The following is a 15,102-nucleotide window of genomic DNA, read 5'->3' as shown; positions in this document are numbered from 1 at the left end:
CCTGACCTGGTGACCATTCAGGCGGTGTTGTTCGATTTCTCAGGCACGTTGTTCCGGCTCGAGCAGGACGAGACCTGGCTGACCGAGCTGACCGACCACGGCGGCGACCCGCTGGACGTGGAAGCTCAGGCAGAGCTGATGCGGCGGATGACCGCGCCGGTCGGCCAGGTCGTCGACCTCGACGAGGAACACCTGCACGCCTGGCACAACCGCGACCTCGATCCCGTGCTGCACCAGAAGGTGTACCTGGAGGTGCTGAAGCAGTCCGGAGTCGCCAAGGTCGAGCAGGCCAAGGCCCTCTACGACCGGTTGTGCGACCCGGGCCAGTGGACGCCGTACCCGGACACCGAAGCCGTGCTGAAGGGCGCGGCGGGCAAGGGCCTCAAGGTGGGCGTGCTGAGCAATATCGCGTTCGACATCCGGCCCGCGTTCAACGGCCGCGGACTGGACGCGTACGTGGACGAGTTCGTGCTGTCCTACGAGGTGGGCGCGATCAAGCCGGACCCGGCGATCTTCCGCGTCGCGCTGGACCGACTCGGCGTCCCGGCCGCTGAGACGCTGATGGTCGGCGACAGCGAGGAGGCCGACGGCGGGGCCAGGGCGCTGGGCTGCCCGTTCGCACTGGTCGAGCCGCTGCCGACGACCGAACGTCCGGACGGGCTGCTCGTGGCGTTGCGAGAGCACGGCGTGCTCTGACGCCGCGCGACGGGGTGCACACCGGCCCCGTACCATTCCGGCGTGGCCCTACACCTCTTCGACACCGCCACCCGTAGCCAGCGGGAGTTCCATCCTGCCCAGAGCGGGACCGCGTCGATCTACGTCTGTGGGGCCACGGTGCAGGGCGTGCCGCACATCGGGCACGTGCGGGGCGCGCTGAACTACGACGTGCTGCGCCGCTGGCTCGTCCACAATGGACTCGACGTGCGGTTGGTGCGCAACGTCACCGATATCGACGACAAGATCCTCACCAAGGCCGCCGACGCGGGCAGGCCGTGGTGGGAGTGGGGCGCCACGCACGAGCGGTCGTTCGAGGACGCCTACCAGACCCTCGGCTGCCTGCCGCCCTCGATCGCGCCGCGCGCGACCGGGCACGTCACCCAGATGATCGAGCTGATGCAGCGGCTGATCGACGCCGGCCACGCCTACACGGCGGAGGGCGACGTGTACTTCTCGGTCACGTCGTTCGGCGACTACGGCGCGCTCTCCGGTCAGCGGCTGGATGAGGTGCAGCAGGGCGAAACGCTCGGCGAGGGCAAGCGCGACCCGCGCGACTTCACGATGTGGAAGCGCGCCAAGCCCGGTGAGCCGTCCTGGCCGACGCCGTGGGGCGAAGGCAGGCCCGGCTGGCACCTGGAGTGCTCGGCGATGGCGACCACCTACTTCGGTCCCGAGTTCGACATCCACGGCGGCGGGGTCGACCTGGTCTTCCCGCACCACGAAAACGAGCGCGCCCAGTCGAACGCGGCCGGCGACCCGTTCGCCCGGTTCTGGCTGCACAACGCCTGGGTGACGCTGTCCGGCGAGAAGATGTCGAAGTCGCTCGGCAACACGGTGTCCATCCCCGAGATGCTGCGCCGCTACCGGGCGCCGGAGTTGCGGTACTACCTGGTCCAGCCGCACTACCGGTCGACCATCGAGTACTCCGACGGGGCGCTAACCGAGGCCGCGCAGGGCTACCAGCGCATCGAGCAGTTCCTGCGGCGGGTGGACGGCGCCGCCGGCTCGGTCGAGGTCGGCGAGCTCAAGCCCGAGTTCGGTGCGGCACTGGACGACGACCTGGCCACCCCCAAGGCGTTCGCCGTGCTGCACAACACCGTCCGGGACGGTAACGCGGCGCTGGACGCCGGCGACGACAAGAAGGCGCTGGAACTGGCCGCGAGCGTGCGCGGGATGACCGGGGTGCTCGGTCTCGACCCGTTGTCCGAGCAGTGGGCGGCGCTGGCCGGTTCCCAGTCACCGGCCCGGCAGGCGCTGGTCGACCTGGTCGAAGGCCTGCTCAAGCAGCGGCAGCAGGCACGCGCGGACCGTGACTTCGCCCGCGCGGACGCACTACGCGACCAGCTCGTCGCGGCCGGAATAGCGGTGGAAGACACCCCCAATGGTCCTTTGTGGACAGTAAGAGAAGCTTGATATGGCAGGGAATTCGCAGCGACGTGGTGCCATCCGCAAGGAGGGCACGAAAAAGGGTCAGGTCAAGGGCTCCGGCGGGCAGGTCCGCAAGGGCCTGGAGGGAAAGGGCCCGACGCCGCCGGCGAAGGCACGCCCCGGGCATCCAGCCCAACGCCGCGCGGCGGCCGCGGCCAAGCGCGAGAAGACCCGCGAGCAGAAGGCCGAAGCGCCCGAGGTGATCGCCGGGCGAAACCCGGTGGTGGAGGCGCTGCGGGCGGACGTGCCGGGAACGGCGCTGTACGTGGCGATCAACATCGACGCGGACGACCGGGTCAACGAGGCCGTCCGGATGGCCGCGGACAAGGGCATCTCCATCCTGGAGATCCCCCGCGAGGAACTGGACCGCAAGACCGGGCGGGCCATGCACCAGGGCCTCGGCCTGCAGGTGCCGCCGTTCGAGTACGAGCACCCCGACGACCTGATGCGGATCGCGCGGGATTCGGGTGAGCCACCGCTGCTGGTGGCGCTGGACGGGGTCACCGATCCGCGCAACCTGGGTGCGGTGATCCGCTCGGCGGCCGCGTTCGGCGCGCACGGGGTGCTGCTGCCCGGCCGGCGCAGCGCCGGGATCACCGCGGTGGCCTGGCGGACCAGCGCCGGCACCGCGGCGAAGATGCCGGTGGCGATCGCGACCAACCTGAATCGGCAGCTGAAGTCGTGGGCGCAGGACGGGTTGATGGTCGTCGGCCTCGACGCGGACGGTTCGGTGGACATCGACTCGCTCGAGCTGGCCACCGACCCGCTGGTGATCGTGCTTGGCTCGGAGGGCCGCGGGCTTTCGCGGCTGGTCGGTGAGACCTGCGACGCGACGGTGTCCATCCCGATGGCGGCCGGTGTCGAATCGCTGAACGCCTCCGTCGCGGCCGGTGTGCTGCTCGCCGAAGTGGCCAGGCGGCGACGCCTGGCAGGCCGCATCTGATTCAGAAGCGACCTGGCCGATAGTCACCCCGCCGGGTCAGCCGGTCGGTTAGGGTCACGGAGCTGAAACAGTTCCAGGGGGCTGCGCACCGATGTCGTTCATCTCGCCACTGTTCTTGTGGTACTTCATGCCGGCGGTACTGCTCGCCGTGCTGGTGTGCCCGCCGAGCTGGCGAAACGGCATCGTGGCGGTGGCCAGCCTGATCTTCTACGCGACCGGCGCCGGTGCGTTCACCCTGCTGCTGCTGACCTGCATGGTGGTCAACTTCCTGGCCGGGCCGGCGCTGGAGCCGAACGACTGGGACAGGCAGCCGAAGCGACGACGACGGCTGCTCATCGGCGTGATCGTCTTCGACGTGTCGGTGCTGGTGATCTGGAAGTACGCCGGCTTCGCGACCGCGCAGTTCGCCGCGTTCGCGAAGCTGCTCGGCGGCGACTTCCCGGTGGTGCACCTGCTGATGCCGATCGGCATCTCGTTCTTCACCTTCCACCACATTTCGTATGTGGTGGACATCTATCGCGGTGAGCGGCGGGCGCTGCGCAACCCGGTGTCCTTCGCCACCTACATCTCGATGTTCCCGCAGCTGGTGGCGGGCCCGATCGTGCGGTACCGGGAGATCGCCGACCAGCTGCCGCAGAAGCGCCAGCACCGGCTGGACGACATCGCGGCCGGTTTCCCGCGGTTCGCGCTCGGGCTGTGCAAGAAGACCATCATCGCCGATTCGCTGAGCCCGATGGTCGAAGCGTGCTTCGCGACGCCCGCCGGCGACATGACCTTCGCGGTGGCCTGGCTCGGCGCGATCGGTTTCACCCTGCAGCTGTTCTTCGACTTCTCGGGCTACTCGGACATGGCGATCGGCCTCGGCCGCATGCTCGGTTTCCGGCTGCCGGAAAACTTCGCGCGGCCGTACTCGTCGATCACCATCACCGAGTTCTGGCGGCGATGGCATATGTCGCTGTCGCGCTGGTTCCGGGACTACGTGTACATCCCGCTCGGCGGCAACCGCGGCGGCGGCGCGAAGACGTACCGGAACCTGTGCATCGTGTTCGTGCTGACCGGCTTCTGGCACGGGGCGAACTGGACGTTCCTGATCTGGGGCATCTACCACGGCGCACTGCTGATCATCGAGCGCGCCTTCGGCTTCGACGCCACCCCGGCCGACCCGGTCAAACGCCTCGCCCGCCGCGCACTCACCCTGCTGCTCGTCGTGGTCGGCTGGGTCTTCTTCAAGTCCCCCGACCTCGGCCACGCGCTCACCATGATCGGCCACATGCTGCTACCCGACTTCACCGGCCTGACCGACGTGGTGGAAGCCGCCCTGACCAACCAGCGCCTCATCATCCTGCTCGCCGCGCTGACCGTCATCCTGCTGCCCGCCCACCCCGTCACCGGCCCGCTGCTGGAAGCCGCCCGCGGCCGCCAGGCGACCGCGTTGCGGATCAGCGTCATGACCGCCGGCCTCGGCTATGCCGCCATCCTCGTCGCCAACGGCACCTTCAGCCCGTTTTTGTACTACCAGTTCTAGGGGCTGCTCCCGCTCACGATCAAGTGGCGTAGCCCGCCCGATCAGGGGAACAAAGGGTTTCGGGGTGGCATTTCCGACTCGGCTCGGAGCATGCCCTTCTGCGAGAGGAAAGCCGATGAGTCCCCCGAAGACCCTTGCCGTTTTGGCCGTTGTCGGTGGCGCCGCACCCGCCACCACGGCTAGCCCCGCCGCCAATGTGCCGTGGGCCGTGATCGCCGAAAGCACCGCGCGATGCCTCGACCTTCCCGACTCCGATCTGCCCGCTGGTCTCGCGGTGATCAAGATTCCCCGTGGCCTGCCCCAGCCGCTCACCAGGACGGTGCACTCACCGCCCTCGTTGCGGATACCGAGACAGCAGCCGTGCCTTGGCAACCATCCTCTCGGCCCCGCAGACCCAGCAGTGCGTCGAGGACTCAGCCCACCAAGGGGACGAGCCCCTCAGCAACCTGATCGACCAGATTCCTGCGTTGTCCGGGGGTGCGTAGTTCGGTGATCACATAAAGCCAAGTTCGGCAGCGCTAGGGCCGATCCCTCGCCTGGAGCAAGGTGTTCTGCCACAATGGCTTTGACCATGGGTCGTCTGTTCCTGTCTCGGTGATCGGCTGAGGTGCGCTGCGCCTCCTGGTTGGCCGTGGAGGCGCAGGCGCTCCTTCTTCGCTGCGCGAGGGAGAACAGCGCCGTGTCGGTGTTCAGTGAGTTTCTTGTGTCCGTACCCCTATCGATCGCGATGATCGTGGTGATCCTGCGTTATGCCCCGACGGCAGTGGTGACGCTGGTCGCGGGCGTCGTCGCGGCGCTGACAAGCCAAACCAGCCGTGGTGAACGGGCAGTAGCCGTGCTTCAACTGTTGCATGGCGCCCGCCAACAGCACCGCCCTACTTCGCTCGGCTCCGATCGTCCGCTTCGCGAAAAGAAGTAAATCGGTGAGCTGCTAGGCACCTTCGGCGGGTTCCCCGCGGACAGGCGCTCGCCAAGGCATGATCGAGCAGGTTAGGTTGAGAATGATGCGAGAAGGGAGGCTGGAACGCCGATGGACGAAGATGTGCGGTTCTCCCAGCCACTGATGACCATGGCTGACGCCGGACGTCATCTCGGCATCCCGCAGCAGACCTTTCATCGCTGGGCGCAGGGGTACGAGCGCGCTGGCCCGCTGCTCCACGTGGTCGCACCGGACAGCATCCGGCAAGCCAGTGTTCCCTTCATAGCGCTGGCCGAGGCCTGGGTACTGGCAGGTCTCCGGCGTGCCGGGGTGCGGCCTCAGCGGATTCGCCCCGCGCTGAAGAAGCTGCAGGAGGAATTCGGCCACGAGTACGTGCTGGCCTCATCTTCGCTGGCCACCGACGGCATCTCGGTTCTGTGGGATTTCTCGAAGACTGAAGCCGGTGCCGGACTGATCGAAGGCAGCACCGGTCAGACAGTTATTCGGGAGATCGTAATGGACTACCTGGAGTACGTCGGTTTCGATTCCGATATCTATCCCAACTGGCTGATACTGAAGACTTTTGAACCGGCGAAAGTTGTTCTAGACCCGTACCGGTCTTCGGGTCAGCCAATCTTCGACGGGACCGGAGCCAAGGTGGCCAATGTGGCCGCGATGCTGAAAGCAGGTGAGAATCCTGCCGTCGTCGCCGAAGAACACGGAGTCGGGGAAGACGCCGTCAGAGCCGCCGCACGCGTCCTCCTGGGCCGCGCCGCCTGAGTTCTACCTCGACGAAAATGCGGTCACCCGCACAGTTCGACGATTACTGGTCGACCACGGCTACCGCTGCCACACTCCACCAGAGGTCTTCGGAACTCGTGCGGAATCGCTTGGCGCGGACGATACCGAGTGGCTCGGAAAAATAGCCCGCACCGGCTGGGTCGTACTCAATCGGGATGCCAAGATAATGGAACGCCCGCATGAACTGGCCGCGTACCGGGCCGCGAGAGTGCACATGTTCTACCTGCCGGGTGAAGCCACCCGCGATCGGCTGAAACTGCTGGTGGAGGCACACTTGCACGACGTCGTCACCTACTCGCTGAACCGCACGCCCGAGGTCTGGCGGATCACGGATCGCGGGGTCGTGAGGTTCGCTCCGAAGAGACCCAAGCTGCGCAAGAACGGTCGTTGACGCTATTCCGGGGCTTCGTCTTCGGGGGCTTCTCGGGGGGTGCGGAGGCGGAGGGCGATGGAGATGAGCAGGAGGACGCCGGCGACGAGCATGAGGATGGCGGCGATGCGGCCGAGGGTGCTGTCGAAGCCGCCGGCCAGGCCGTAGCCGCCGTTGGCGAGCAAGAGCGCGGTGACCAGCAAGCTCAGCCAGTGCTCGCGTACGAAGTTCCGCTTCTCCATCCTCAACCCCTTCGCCCGCACTTAGTCGTACCAGGTCCGGGGCCGTTCCGCCTCCCCGGATCAGGGCTGCCAGCGCCGGAAACCGGCCTCGGCGTCGATCACCCGGCCGGTGATCGTGGCGGCATCTGAGCCGAGCAGCATGGCGACTACCCCGGCCGCTTCGGCGGGCGAGTTCCAGCGGCCCCGGGGCAGGGAGCGGCCGACGTGGCGGGTGAGCTCTTCGGTGGCCCAGCCGGTGTCGGTGGGGCCGGGGTTCACGCAGTTAACCGTGATTCCCCGGTCGACCAGCGCCTCCGACAGGGTCAGTGTGAGCTCGTGCAGGGCACCTTTCGTCGTCGCGTAGGGGATCTCGTCGGCCATTGGGGCGAGGTGCTGGCCGGAGGTGAACAGCACCACCCGGCCGCCGTGCGGAGTATCGCGATACTGCTCCGCAAACGCTTGCACCAGGAGTAACGCGGCGCGGACATTGATCGCCCACGTTCGGTCCAGTTCGGCGGCGGTCAGCTCGGGGAGGGTGCCGAGTGAGCTGCGGGCGTGGTTGAGCACGAGGGTGTCGAGCGGGCCGAAACGGTCGGTGGCAGCGCGCATCAGCTCCGACGGCGCCTCGGGGGCTTCGAGGTCGGCTTCTGCGTGTGCGAGGGAGTCGCTGACGCCGCCGAGTTCACCCAGCACGCCCTCGATGCCCAGCGGGTCCGCGCCCCATGGCTCGGTCGCGTCGTAGGGCGACCAGGACTGCGCGAAAACGCGGGCGCCGTCGTCGAGCAGGCGGCGGGCGATGGCGTAGCCGATCCCCTGACGGCGGCTGACGCCGGTGACCAGTGCGGTTCTGCTGCTCAAGGCTCCTCCTGCGTCCTGGTGAAAACCCGAAACGGGCGGAAGCCGCGGGCACGGTAGTTCGCCAGCGCGTGCGGGTGGTCGAGGGTGGAGGTGTGCAGCCAGATCCGCCGCACGTCGCCGCCATAGGCCCAGGCCCGCTCGGCGGCGAGGGTCAGCGCGTGCCCGCCGAGTCCCTTGCCGACGAACTCGGGCACCAGGCCGAACGTGGTGATCTCGACCTGCCCGTCTTCCTGCCGCTGAAAATCACTCAATCCGGCGATCTGCTCGCCGTACCGGATCAGCCAGAACTGGCGGCCCGGATCGGCGAGGTAGTCCGCCCACTGCGCATTTCCCCAGCACAGGCTGGGCCAGCGGTATTCGGCGGCGATGCGCAGGGTGGTCGGCCTGATCAACGGCGAGGAGCCGCCGACCTCCGCCAAGGCCAGCTCCGGCACCACTTGCCCTGGACGCAACTGCTCGCGCCCGGTCATCTCCAGGTGGGTCACCGTCTCCTCGGCCACCCCGGCAGCATGCCGCGCCGGCCCCGGCCGGGGCGAACCTATTTCTGGCCGTAGCCGCGCAGCTTCTCCACCACGTGCTCGATCTCGGCGGGCGGCAGCAGCCTCGGCGTGCCGGCGGACCGCGAAAGCAGCCAGAGCTGGCACAGCCATTCCAGCTGTTGCGCGCGGCTGTACGCCGCGGAAAGCCCGTCGCCGAAGGTGATCGTGCCGTGGTTGGCGAGCAGGCAGCCGCGCCGGTCCTTCAACGCGGCCCGCATAGCCTCGGCCAGCTCGACGGTGCCGTATGTCGCGTACGGCGCCACCCGGGCGGTGGGTCCGATGGTCGCCAGCATGTAGTGGATCGGCGGCACCTCGTCGACCAGCGCGGACACCGCGGTGGCGTGCACCGAGTGCGTGTGCACCACCGCGGTGATCTCCGCGTCGTCCGGATCGGTCACGTCGCGGTACACGGTCAGGTGCATGGCGAGCTCGCTGGTCGGCTTGAGCTCACCATCCACAATGGATCCGTCCAGCGCGACGACCGGAATGTCCGCCGGCGCGAGAAAGGCGTAGTCCACCCCGGTCGGCGTGATGGCCACCAGATCGTCCGCGCGCACGGAGATGTTCCCCGAGGTGCCAACCACGAGCCCGTCCGCGGTCATCCGCCTGGCGTACTCGCACACCGCCGCACGCTGATCCCCGAGCAGCATCTACAACCTCCACAATCCGCGAGCCGCCGACAGCGAGGCCTGGTAGTCCGCATAACCCTGTTGATAGAACTCCGCGTCACCCGGCCGGTATTCGACGGTACGCGAGTTGGCCGCCCACAGTTCCACGTCCACCGGAACGCCGAGCGACTCCGCCGCGACGATCACCGCACCGCGCGCGCCGACCCCCGGATCGCCGGGGATCACGATCGGACGGCCGAGCACGTCGGCGAAGATCTGCGTCCATTCGGGCGAACGAACCCCGCCGCCGCAGGCGTACAGGCGGCCAGACAGTCCGGCCGCCTCGAAGCAATGTCGTGCCGCATAAGCGATCGACTCGCACAGCGCGCGGACGACCTCGGCGCGGCCGCTCTCCAGGCTCAGTCCGGCGAACTGCGCCCGTGCGGACGCGTCCACGAACGGCGCCCGCTCACCGGAGTTCGACAGGAACGGCAGCGCCCGCACCCCGCCCGCACCCGGCGGGGCGGCGGCGAGCAGCCCGCCGATCTCGGCCACCTCGATGCCGAGCAGCCGGCAGACCCAGTCGATGCTGGCGGTGCCCACCATGGCCGGCATCGCGCGCAGGAACTCCCCCGCGGTCGGTGTGCTGAGGAACATCCCGGCCGGCTCGCCTTCCGGGTCGAACACCGGGCTGTCGGTGAGCACCTGGCAGGCCAGGGTGGTGCCGGCGGTCAGGATGCCGTCGCCCGGCGCACGCACCCCGGCGCCGATCGCGCTCGCCGGCAGGTCGAACGGCCCTGCGGTGACCGGCAGCCCGGCGGGCAGGCCGAGCAGTGCGGCGCCGTCGGCGTTCAGCCGGAAGACCGCCTTCGGCTCGGCCGGTTCGGCGAACAGCGACCGCCGGTGGCTGAGCCCGCAGGCGTCGATCGCCTGCTCGGAGTAGTGCCGGGTGGCCGGGTCGAGGAAGGGCAGCGAGGCGTCCGAGACGTCCACGGTGATCTCCCCGGTCAGCCGCTGCACCACCGCGTCCACGCAGTAGCCCGCCACCACCGCGCGGTCCAGCGACTCCGACTCATGAGCGTCCAAAAAGGACATGATGGCGGCGGTGCAGCCGGGGAACATGCCGGATCCGGTGCGGGAGAAGACCTCCCTGGTGACCCCGTCGGCCTGCCACTTGGCGAGCAGCGCGTTCGCCCTGCCGTCCAGCCAGGAGATCGCGGGGCGGACCTGCGCCCCGGCCGCGTCCCGCAGCCACAGCCCGTCACCCTGGCCGGTCAGCGCGAGGGCGGTAACCGGGGTGTCCAGGCCGGCCACCACCTCGCGCACCACGGTGGCCACCGTGCCGAGCACTTGCTCCAGGTCCTGTTCCACCAGACCACCGGGCAGGTGGTGCACTTCCGAGGGGGTGGACGCCTGCGCGATCGACATGCCGGACTCGTCGAACACCACCGCCTTGGTCAGCGAGGTGCCGATGTCCACACCGATGATTCCCAGTCCCGGCATGGCGTCACCCGGCGAGCACGTCGGGGTTGGCGACGTTGGCCAGCCGCTCACCACGGGCATAGCGGCCCACCTCGGCGGCCACGATCTTGGCCGCCCGCTCGGCCGTCTGCCTGCTGGCCCCGGCCAGGTGCGGGGTCGCGATCACGTTCGGGGCGTCGCGCAGCGCCCAGTCCGCCGGCGGCGGCTCCACGTCGTAGACGTCCAGCGCCAGCGCGCCGAGCCTGCCGGAACGCAAGGCGTCCGGCAGCGGGGCGTAGTCCAGCAGCCCGCCGCGGGCGGAGTTCACCAGCACCGCGCCCTCGGGCAGCAGCGCGAGCTTGTCCGCGTCGATCAGGTGCCGGGTCTGCTCGGTGAGCCGCGCGTGCAGGCTGACCACGAAGCTGCGGCGCAGCAGGTCGTCCAGCTCGGTGAGCTCGGCACCGTCGGCGGTGACCTTGGCCCGGTCCGCGTACGGGTCCGCGACCAGCACGTCCGCCCCGAAGGCGACCAGCACCCTGGCCACCTTGGAACCGATCGCCCCGTAGCCGACCAGGCCGACCGTGGTGCCGGCCAGCTCGACGCCGGTGTTCGCGTAGGAGTAGTAGTCGCCGCGCCAGGTCCCGGCCAGCAGTTCGGCCGACGACGTGGCGATCCGGCGCATCGCGGCCAGGATCATGCCGATCGCGAATTCGGCCGCGGCACCGGCGTTGCGGCCCGGCGCGTAGGTCACCGCGACCCCCGCCTCGGTGGCCGCCGCGAGGTCCACGTTCACCGGGCCGCCCCGGCTCACCGACACCATGCGCAGCCGTGGCGCGGCGGCGAAGACCTGCTTGGTGAACGGCGCCATCTGGGTCACCGCGACCTCGGCGCCGGCGATCGCGTCGATCACCTGCTGCTCGGTGCCGCTGGCCTCCTGCACGTTGCCGACCGGGCCGAACGGCACCACCGGCCACGGCAGGGACAGCTCGGCGAACTCGTGCGCGCCGCCCAGCTCCGCGCGCACGGCGTCGACGAGCAGCCCGGTACCGACGAATTCGTCTCCCGCAGCGAGTATCCGCACTCTGGTTCCTCTCTGAACCTGGTCCCGGGTCGTGAGTGGAAAATGTTGCTGGAGCAACACTTTCCACTCACGACGCCAGGTGGGTCTGTTCGTAGTCGGTGATGTGGGCGACCTTGGAGGCGCTGGGCGAGGACGGGTCGAAGGTGTAGCCGACCCATTCGGTGACGATCTTCTTCGCCAGCTCCGGCCCGATCGCCCGCGCGCCGAAGGTGATCACCTGGCAGTCGTTGGACTTGATCGAGCGCTCCGCCGAGTAGGAGTCGTGCGCCACGGTCGCGCGCACCCCGGCCACCTTGTTCGCGGAGATGGCCATCCCGATACCGGTGCCGCAGACCAGCACGCCGCGGTCGGCGTCCCCGCTCGCGATCCGCTCCGCGGCCGCGAGCCCGAGCAGCGGGTACGCCCGGTCGTCGCCGTCGTCCGGCACGCCGAGATCGGTCACCTCGCGCACCCGCTCGTCCGCCAGCAGCAGGTCCCGCAGCTGGTTCTTCAGCTCCACTCCGGCATTGTCCGCCGCCACCACGATTCGCACTACCGGTCGTCCTTCCTGTTCAGTGCCGCGCCGATGGCGGTGACGATGAGCGCGAACGACGTCGCTCCCGGATCGGCGTGCCCCCTGCTCCGTTCGGCCAGCCTGGCCGCCCTGCCCTTGGCGGGCACCAGGTCCGCGGTCCGCTCGGCGGCCGTGGCCGCGCACTGGGCCGCCTTGTGCCAGCCGTCGGCGACGCCCGCACCGGCTTCGGCCTGCTCGCGCAGTGCCACCCGGAACGGCTCGATCGCGTCGAGCATGGTCTTTTCCCCCGGCCGCGCCCGGCCGAGCTCGACGAAGGCCAGCACGGCCGCGTCCACTCCCCGGCTGAGCGCCGCCAGGTCGATCTCCGCCGGCGCCAGCCCGGTCAGGCCCGCGCCCGTCTCCGCGAGCAGCACCCCGTAGAGCGCGCCGGAGGCGCCGCCCGCCGCGTCGGCCAGGGCGGTACCGGCGGCGAGCAGCGCCCCGGAGACCGGTTCGCCGTCGTCCTCCGCGGTCCTGGCCGCGGCCAGCGCGGCGCGCATGCCGCGGGTCATGCCGAGCCCGTGGTCGCCGTCCGCGGCGACCGCGTCCAGCCTGCCGAGCTCGGCCTCGTTCCGCTCGATGCTCTCCAACGCGGCAGTCAGCACCCTGTCCACGATTCCGTTGCCCGCCTTGCCTTCCGGGCGCGCCAGCGAACGGTCCACAGTAGACTCAAGGGGTACCTGCTCCAGTACCGCGCCGGTACTGCGGTAGCCGGGGGTGTCGCACGGCGCGGCGTACAGCTCGGCCAGCTCGTCGTCCAGCACCAGCACGGAAAGCGAGACCCCGGCCATGTCCAGCGAGGTGACGAACTCACCGACCTCGGTGTGCAGCGGGCTCAGCCCGGCCGCGGCGAGCCGCTCGTGCACCCGGGTGTAGGTGACGAACATTTCCTCGTACTTGGTGCGGCCGAGGCCGTTCAGCAGCACCACCACCCGGCCGTCACCGGCGGGCAGCTCGGGCAGCAGGCCGTCCACCAGCTCGTCGGCGAGCTCGGTGGCGCTGAGCCGGTCCACCGTGCGCACCCCCGGCTCGCCGTGGATGCCGAGGCCGAGTTCCATCCGGTTCTCCGCCACGGTGAACAGCGGTTCTGCCGCGCCGGGCAGGGTGCAGCCGCCGAAGGCCACCCCGAAGGTCCTGGTGTTCGCGTTCGCCTGCACCGCGGCGGCGTGCACCGCGGCCAGGTCGTCGCCGCGTTCCGCGGCCGCACCGGCGATCTTGAAGACCAGGAAGTCACCGGCCACCCCGCGCCGCCGCGACGGCTCCTCCGCCGGCCCGCTGGCGATGTCGTCGGTGACCAGGATGGTGCGGCTCTCGATGCCCTCCGCCGCGAGCCGGCGGGCGGCAAGCCCGAAATGCAGCACGTCGCCCTGGTAGTTGCCGTAGCCGAAGAGCACGCCGGCGCCGCCGTCGGCGGCCCGCGCGGTGCGGTAGACCTGCTCGGCGCTCGGGCTGGTGAACACGTCGCCCACCACCGCGCCGGCGGCGAGGCCGGGGCCGACCAGCCCGGCGAAGGCCGGGTAGTGCCCGCAGCCGCCGCCGATGATCACCGCGACCTTGCCGTCCGACGGGACCTGACGGCCGAGCACCCCGTAGGCGTCGGGCACCTTGCGCACGGTCCGGCCGTATGCGGTGACGAAACCGTCGACCCAGTCGCGTTTGAACGTCTCCGGCCTGCCCAAAGTGGTCATGAGGTCACCTCGGCGACGGGCTCACCCGCCAGGTAGGCTAGCAGCTGCCGGCGCACTTCGTCGTTGTCCTCGGCCACCGCGCTGGCCAGCGCCAGTGCGTCCGGCTTCGGCGGGTAGGTCGGGTTCGGCAGCGCGATCACGGTCAGCCCGGCGGCCGCGGCCGCGCGGATGCCGTTGCTGGAGTCCTCCACGCCGAGGCAGTCCTCGCCGCGGTGGCCGAGCCTGGCCGCGGCCTCCAGGTAGACGTCCGGGTTCGGCTTGCCGCGCGGCACCTCGGCGCTGGACACCGTCGCGGTGAACTCGCCGGTGAGGTCGTGCGTGGCGAGCACGGCGTCGATCACCCGGCGGGCGGCCGACGATGCCAGCGCGACCGGCACCACGGCGCTCACCTCGCGCACCATGGCGCCCGCGCCGGGCAGCAGCGGTGCCTCACCGCCCTCGATGGCCGAGATCATCCCGTCCACCACGGCTCGTTCCACCTGCTCTACGGTTTCGTCGGTGCCGCTGCGCTCGGCGAGGTAGGCCGCCCACTCCGGGGCGCTCATGCCCTGCACGGTCGCGGTGTCCGCAGCCGTCCACTCGACCTGGTGCCTGGCCGCGTAAGCGACCCAGTTCTCCTCCCAGAGGTGTTCGCTCTCGACGAGAACACCGTCCAGGTCGAACACGACCGCGGCGAGCGTCATCTAGATCCCCTTTCACATCGATGATGTTAAGTTAACACCGAGTCCGCTATTTGTCACCGCCGAGTTCGGAGTAGCCGTTATGCAGACCCGCCTGTTGCTGGCCCGCCACGGGCAGACCGAATGGCACGCCGAAAACCGGTACGCCGGCACCAGCGAGGTGGCGCTGACCTCGCACGGAACCGAGCAGGCGGAAGGGCTGGCCAGCTACCTGGCCGCGCTGCCCGCGGAGCAGCGGCCGTCCGCGCTGTACTGCTCACCGCAGGACCGGGCGGTGCGCACGGCCGACCCCGCGGCCAAAGCGCTGCGGCTCACCGCCGAGATCGTGGACGAACTGCACGAGGTGCACTTCGGCATCGCCGAAGGCAAGACCCTCGACGAGCTGCGGCGCACCGACCCCGAAGCAGTGGACGCCTTCCTCGCCGACCCGGTGGCCGGCGCCTTCCCCGGCGCGGAGCCCACCGACCAGGCCGCCGACCGCGGGGTGGCGGCGCTGCGCTCGATCGCCGCCCGCGCGAACGGCGAGCTGGTGCTGGTGGTCGCACACAACACGCTGTTCCGGCTGACCCTGTGCCGGCTGCTCGGCATCCCGCTGCACACCTACCGGACGGTGTTCCCGCGGGTCCGCAACGCCGCGCTGACCGAGATCGGGATCGACGGCGAGCGCACCGCCCTGCTGCGGTTCAACCAGCCGACGACCTGAGCGGGCC

General features: G+C 69.9%; 18 protein-coding genes. 9 read left to right on the top strand and 9 right to left on the bottom strand.

Annotated features, from left to right (window positions below):
• The first annotated feature begins 9 nt into the window (after nt 1-9).
• The 8 genes from AMYNI_RS0119925 to AMYNI_RS49580 all read left to right on the top strand — a co-directional run bounded on the left by AMYNI_RS0119925 (nt 10) and on the right by AMYNI_RS49580 (nt 6,724).
• Nucleotides 10-696, top strand: coding sequence for an HAD family hydrolase (locus AMYNI_RS0119925; RefSeq protein ID WP_020669805.1), 687 nt, complete (start codon nt 10-12; stop codon nt 694-696).
• Nucleotides 697-738: 42 nt separating this feature from the next.
• Entirely contained in the window at nt 739-2,130 is a 1,392-nt protein-coding gene (cysS, locus tag AMYNI_RS0119920; RefSeq protein ID WP_040405831.1) for a cysteine--tRNA ligase, read from the top strand.
• 1 nt (nt 2,131) lies between these two features.
• Nucleotides 2,132-3,088, top strand: coding sequence for a 23S rRNA (guanosine(2251)-2'-O)-methyltransferase RlmB (gene rlmB, locus AMYNI_RS0119915; RefSeq protein ID WP_020669803.1), 957 nt, complete (start codon nt 2,132-2,134; stop codon nt 3,086-3,088).
• 91 nt (nt 3,089-3,179) lie between these two features.
• Complete coding sequence (locus AMYNI_RS0119910) at nt 3,180-4,613, top strand: MBOAT family O-acyltransferase (RefSeq protein ID WP_020669802.1); 1,434 nt, start codon at nt 3,180-3,182, stop codon at nt 4,611-4,613.
• Nucleotides 4,614-4,903: 290 nt separating this feature from the next.
• A complete protein-coding gene (locus tag AMYNI_RS50855; protein WP_483756898.1) occupies nt 4,904-5,098 on the top strand; it encodes a hypothetical protein in 195 nt (64 codons plus the stop codon).
• Nucleotides 5,099-5,292: 194 nt separating this feature from the next.
• On the top strand, nt 5,293-5,532 hold the full coding sequence (locus AMYNI_RS44885; protein ID WP_157357411.1) for a hypothetical protein: 240 nt from the start codon (nt 5,293-5,295) through the stop codon (nt 5,530-5,532).
• Between the two features lie 111 nt (nt 5,533-5,643).
• The gene (locus AMYNI_RS0119895; protein WP_020669799.1) at nt 5,644-6,312 is read left to right on the top strand and encodes a DUF433 domain-containing protein; all 669 of its coding nucleotides are present in this window, start codon (nt 5,644-5,646) and stop codon (nt 6,310-6,312) included.
• Nucleotides 6,221-6,724, top strand: coding sequence for a PIN-like domain-containing protein (locus tag AMYNI_RS49580; protein WP_169515755.1), 504 nt, complete (start codon nt 6,221-6,223; stop codon nt 6,722-6,724). The genes AMYNI_RS0119895 and AMYNI_RS49580 overlap by 92 nt, the downstream gene beginning before the upstream one ends.
• A 2-nt stretch (nt 6,725-6,726) precedes the next feature.
• Here AMYNI_RS49580 and AMYNI_RS0119885 read toward each other — a convergent pair whose 3' ends face one another.
• The 9 genes from AMYNI_RS0119885 to AMYNI_RS0119845 all read right to left on the bottom strand — a co-directional run bounded on the left by AMYNI_RS0119885 (nt 6,727) and on the right by AMYNI_RS0119845 (nt 14,395).
• Nucleotides 6,727-6,945 carry a hypothetical protein gene (locus AMYNI_RS0119885; protein WP_020669797.1) on the bottom strand — a complete coding sequence of 73 codons (219 nt, stop codon included), beginning with the start codon at nt 6,943-6,945 and terminating at the stop codon, nt 6,727-6,729.
• A 60-nt stretch (nt 6,946-7,005) separates the two neighbouring features.
• Entirely contained in the window at nt 7,006-7,782 is a 777-nt protein-coding gene (locus AMYNI_RS0119880) for an SDR family oxidoreductase (RefSeq protein ID WP_020669796.1), read from the bottom strand.
• On the bottom strand, nt 7,779-8,282 hold the full coding sequence (locus AMYNI_RS0119875; RefSeq protein ID WP_026360678.1) for a GNAT family N-acetyltransferase: 504 nt from the start codon (nt 8,280-8,282) through the stop codon (nt 7,779-7,781). Before AMYNI_RS0119875 ends, AMYNI_RS0119880 begins: the two co-directional genes overlap by 4 nt.
• A 38-nt stretch (nt 8,283-8,320) precedes the next feature.
• Nucleotides 8,321-8,971 (bottom strand): class II aldolase/adducin family protein, encoded by a 651-nt coding sequence (locus AMYNI_RS0119870; RefSeq protein ID WP_020669794.1) that lies wholly within the window; start codon nt 8,969-8,971, stop codon nt 8,321-8,323.
• Nucleotides 8,972-10,432: an FGGY-family carbohydrate kinase gene (locus tag AMYNI_RS0119865; protein ID WP_020669793.1), complete on the bottom strand. Its 1,461-nt coding sequence runs from the start codon at nt 10,430-10,432 to the stop codon at nt 8,972-8,974.
• Between the two features lie 4 nt (nt 10,433-10,436).
• Nucleotides 10,437-11,471, bottom strand: a complete 1,035-nt coding sequence (locus AMYNI_RS0119860) for a 2-hydroxyacid dehydrogenase (protein WP_020669792.1) — start codon at nt 11,469-11,471, stop codon at nt 10,437-10,439.
• A 67-nt stretch (nt 11,472-11,538) separates the two neighbouring features.
• Complete coding sequence (locus AMYNI_RS0119855) at nt 11,539-12,003, bottom strand: ribose-5-phosphate isomerase (RefSeq protein WP_020669791.1); 465 nt, start codon at nt 12,001-12,003, stop codon at nt 11,539-11,541.
• Complete coding sequence (locus tag AMYNI_RS0119850; protein ID WP_020669790.1) at nt 12,003-13,712, bottom strand: dihydroxyacetone kinase family protein; 1,710 nt, start codon at nt 13,710-13,712, stop codon at nt 12,003-12,005. Before AMYNI_RS0119850 ends, AMYNI_RS0119855 begins: the two co-directional genes overlap by 1 nt.
• Nucleotides 13,709-14,395: an HAD family hydrolase gene (locus AMYNI_RS0119845; RefSeq protein WP_020669789.1), complete on the bottom strand. Its 687-nt coding sequence runs from the start codon at nt 14,393-14,395 to the stop codon at nt 13,709-13,711. The genes AMYNI_RS0119850 and AMYNI_RS0119845 overlap by 4 nt, the downstream gene beginning before the upstream one ends.
• Before the next feature lie 79 nt (nt 14,396-14,474).
• Here AMYNI_RS0119845 and AMYNI_RS0119840 point away from each other — a divergent pair, with 79 nt between their 5' ends.
• Nucleotides 14,475-15,095 (top strand): histidine phosphatase family protein, encoded by a 621-nt coding sequence (locus tag AMYNI_RS0119840; protein ID WP_020669788.1) that lies wholly within the window; start codon nt 14,475-14,477, stop codon nt 15,093-15,095.
• Nucleotides 15,096-15,102: the final 7 nt, after the last annotated feature.

Source organism: Amycolatopsis nigrescens CSC17Ta-90 (assembly GCF_000384315.1).
Classification (GTDB): domain Bacteria; phylum Actinomycetota; class Actinomycetes; order Mycobacteriales; family Pseudonocardiaceae; genus Amycolatopsis; species Amycolatopsis nigrescens.
Note: the sequence above shows the minus strand (reverse complement) of the source record. Positions and strands in the feature narration are given on the sequence as shown.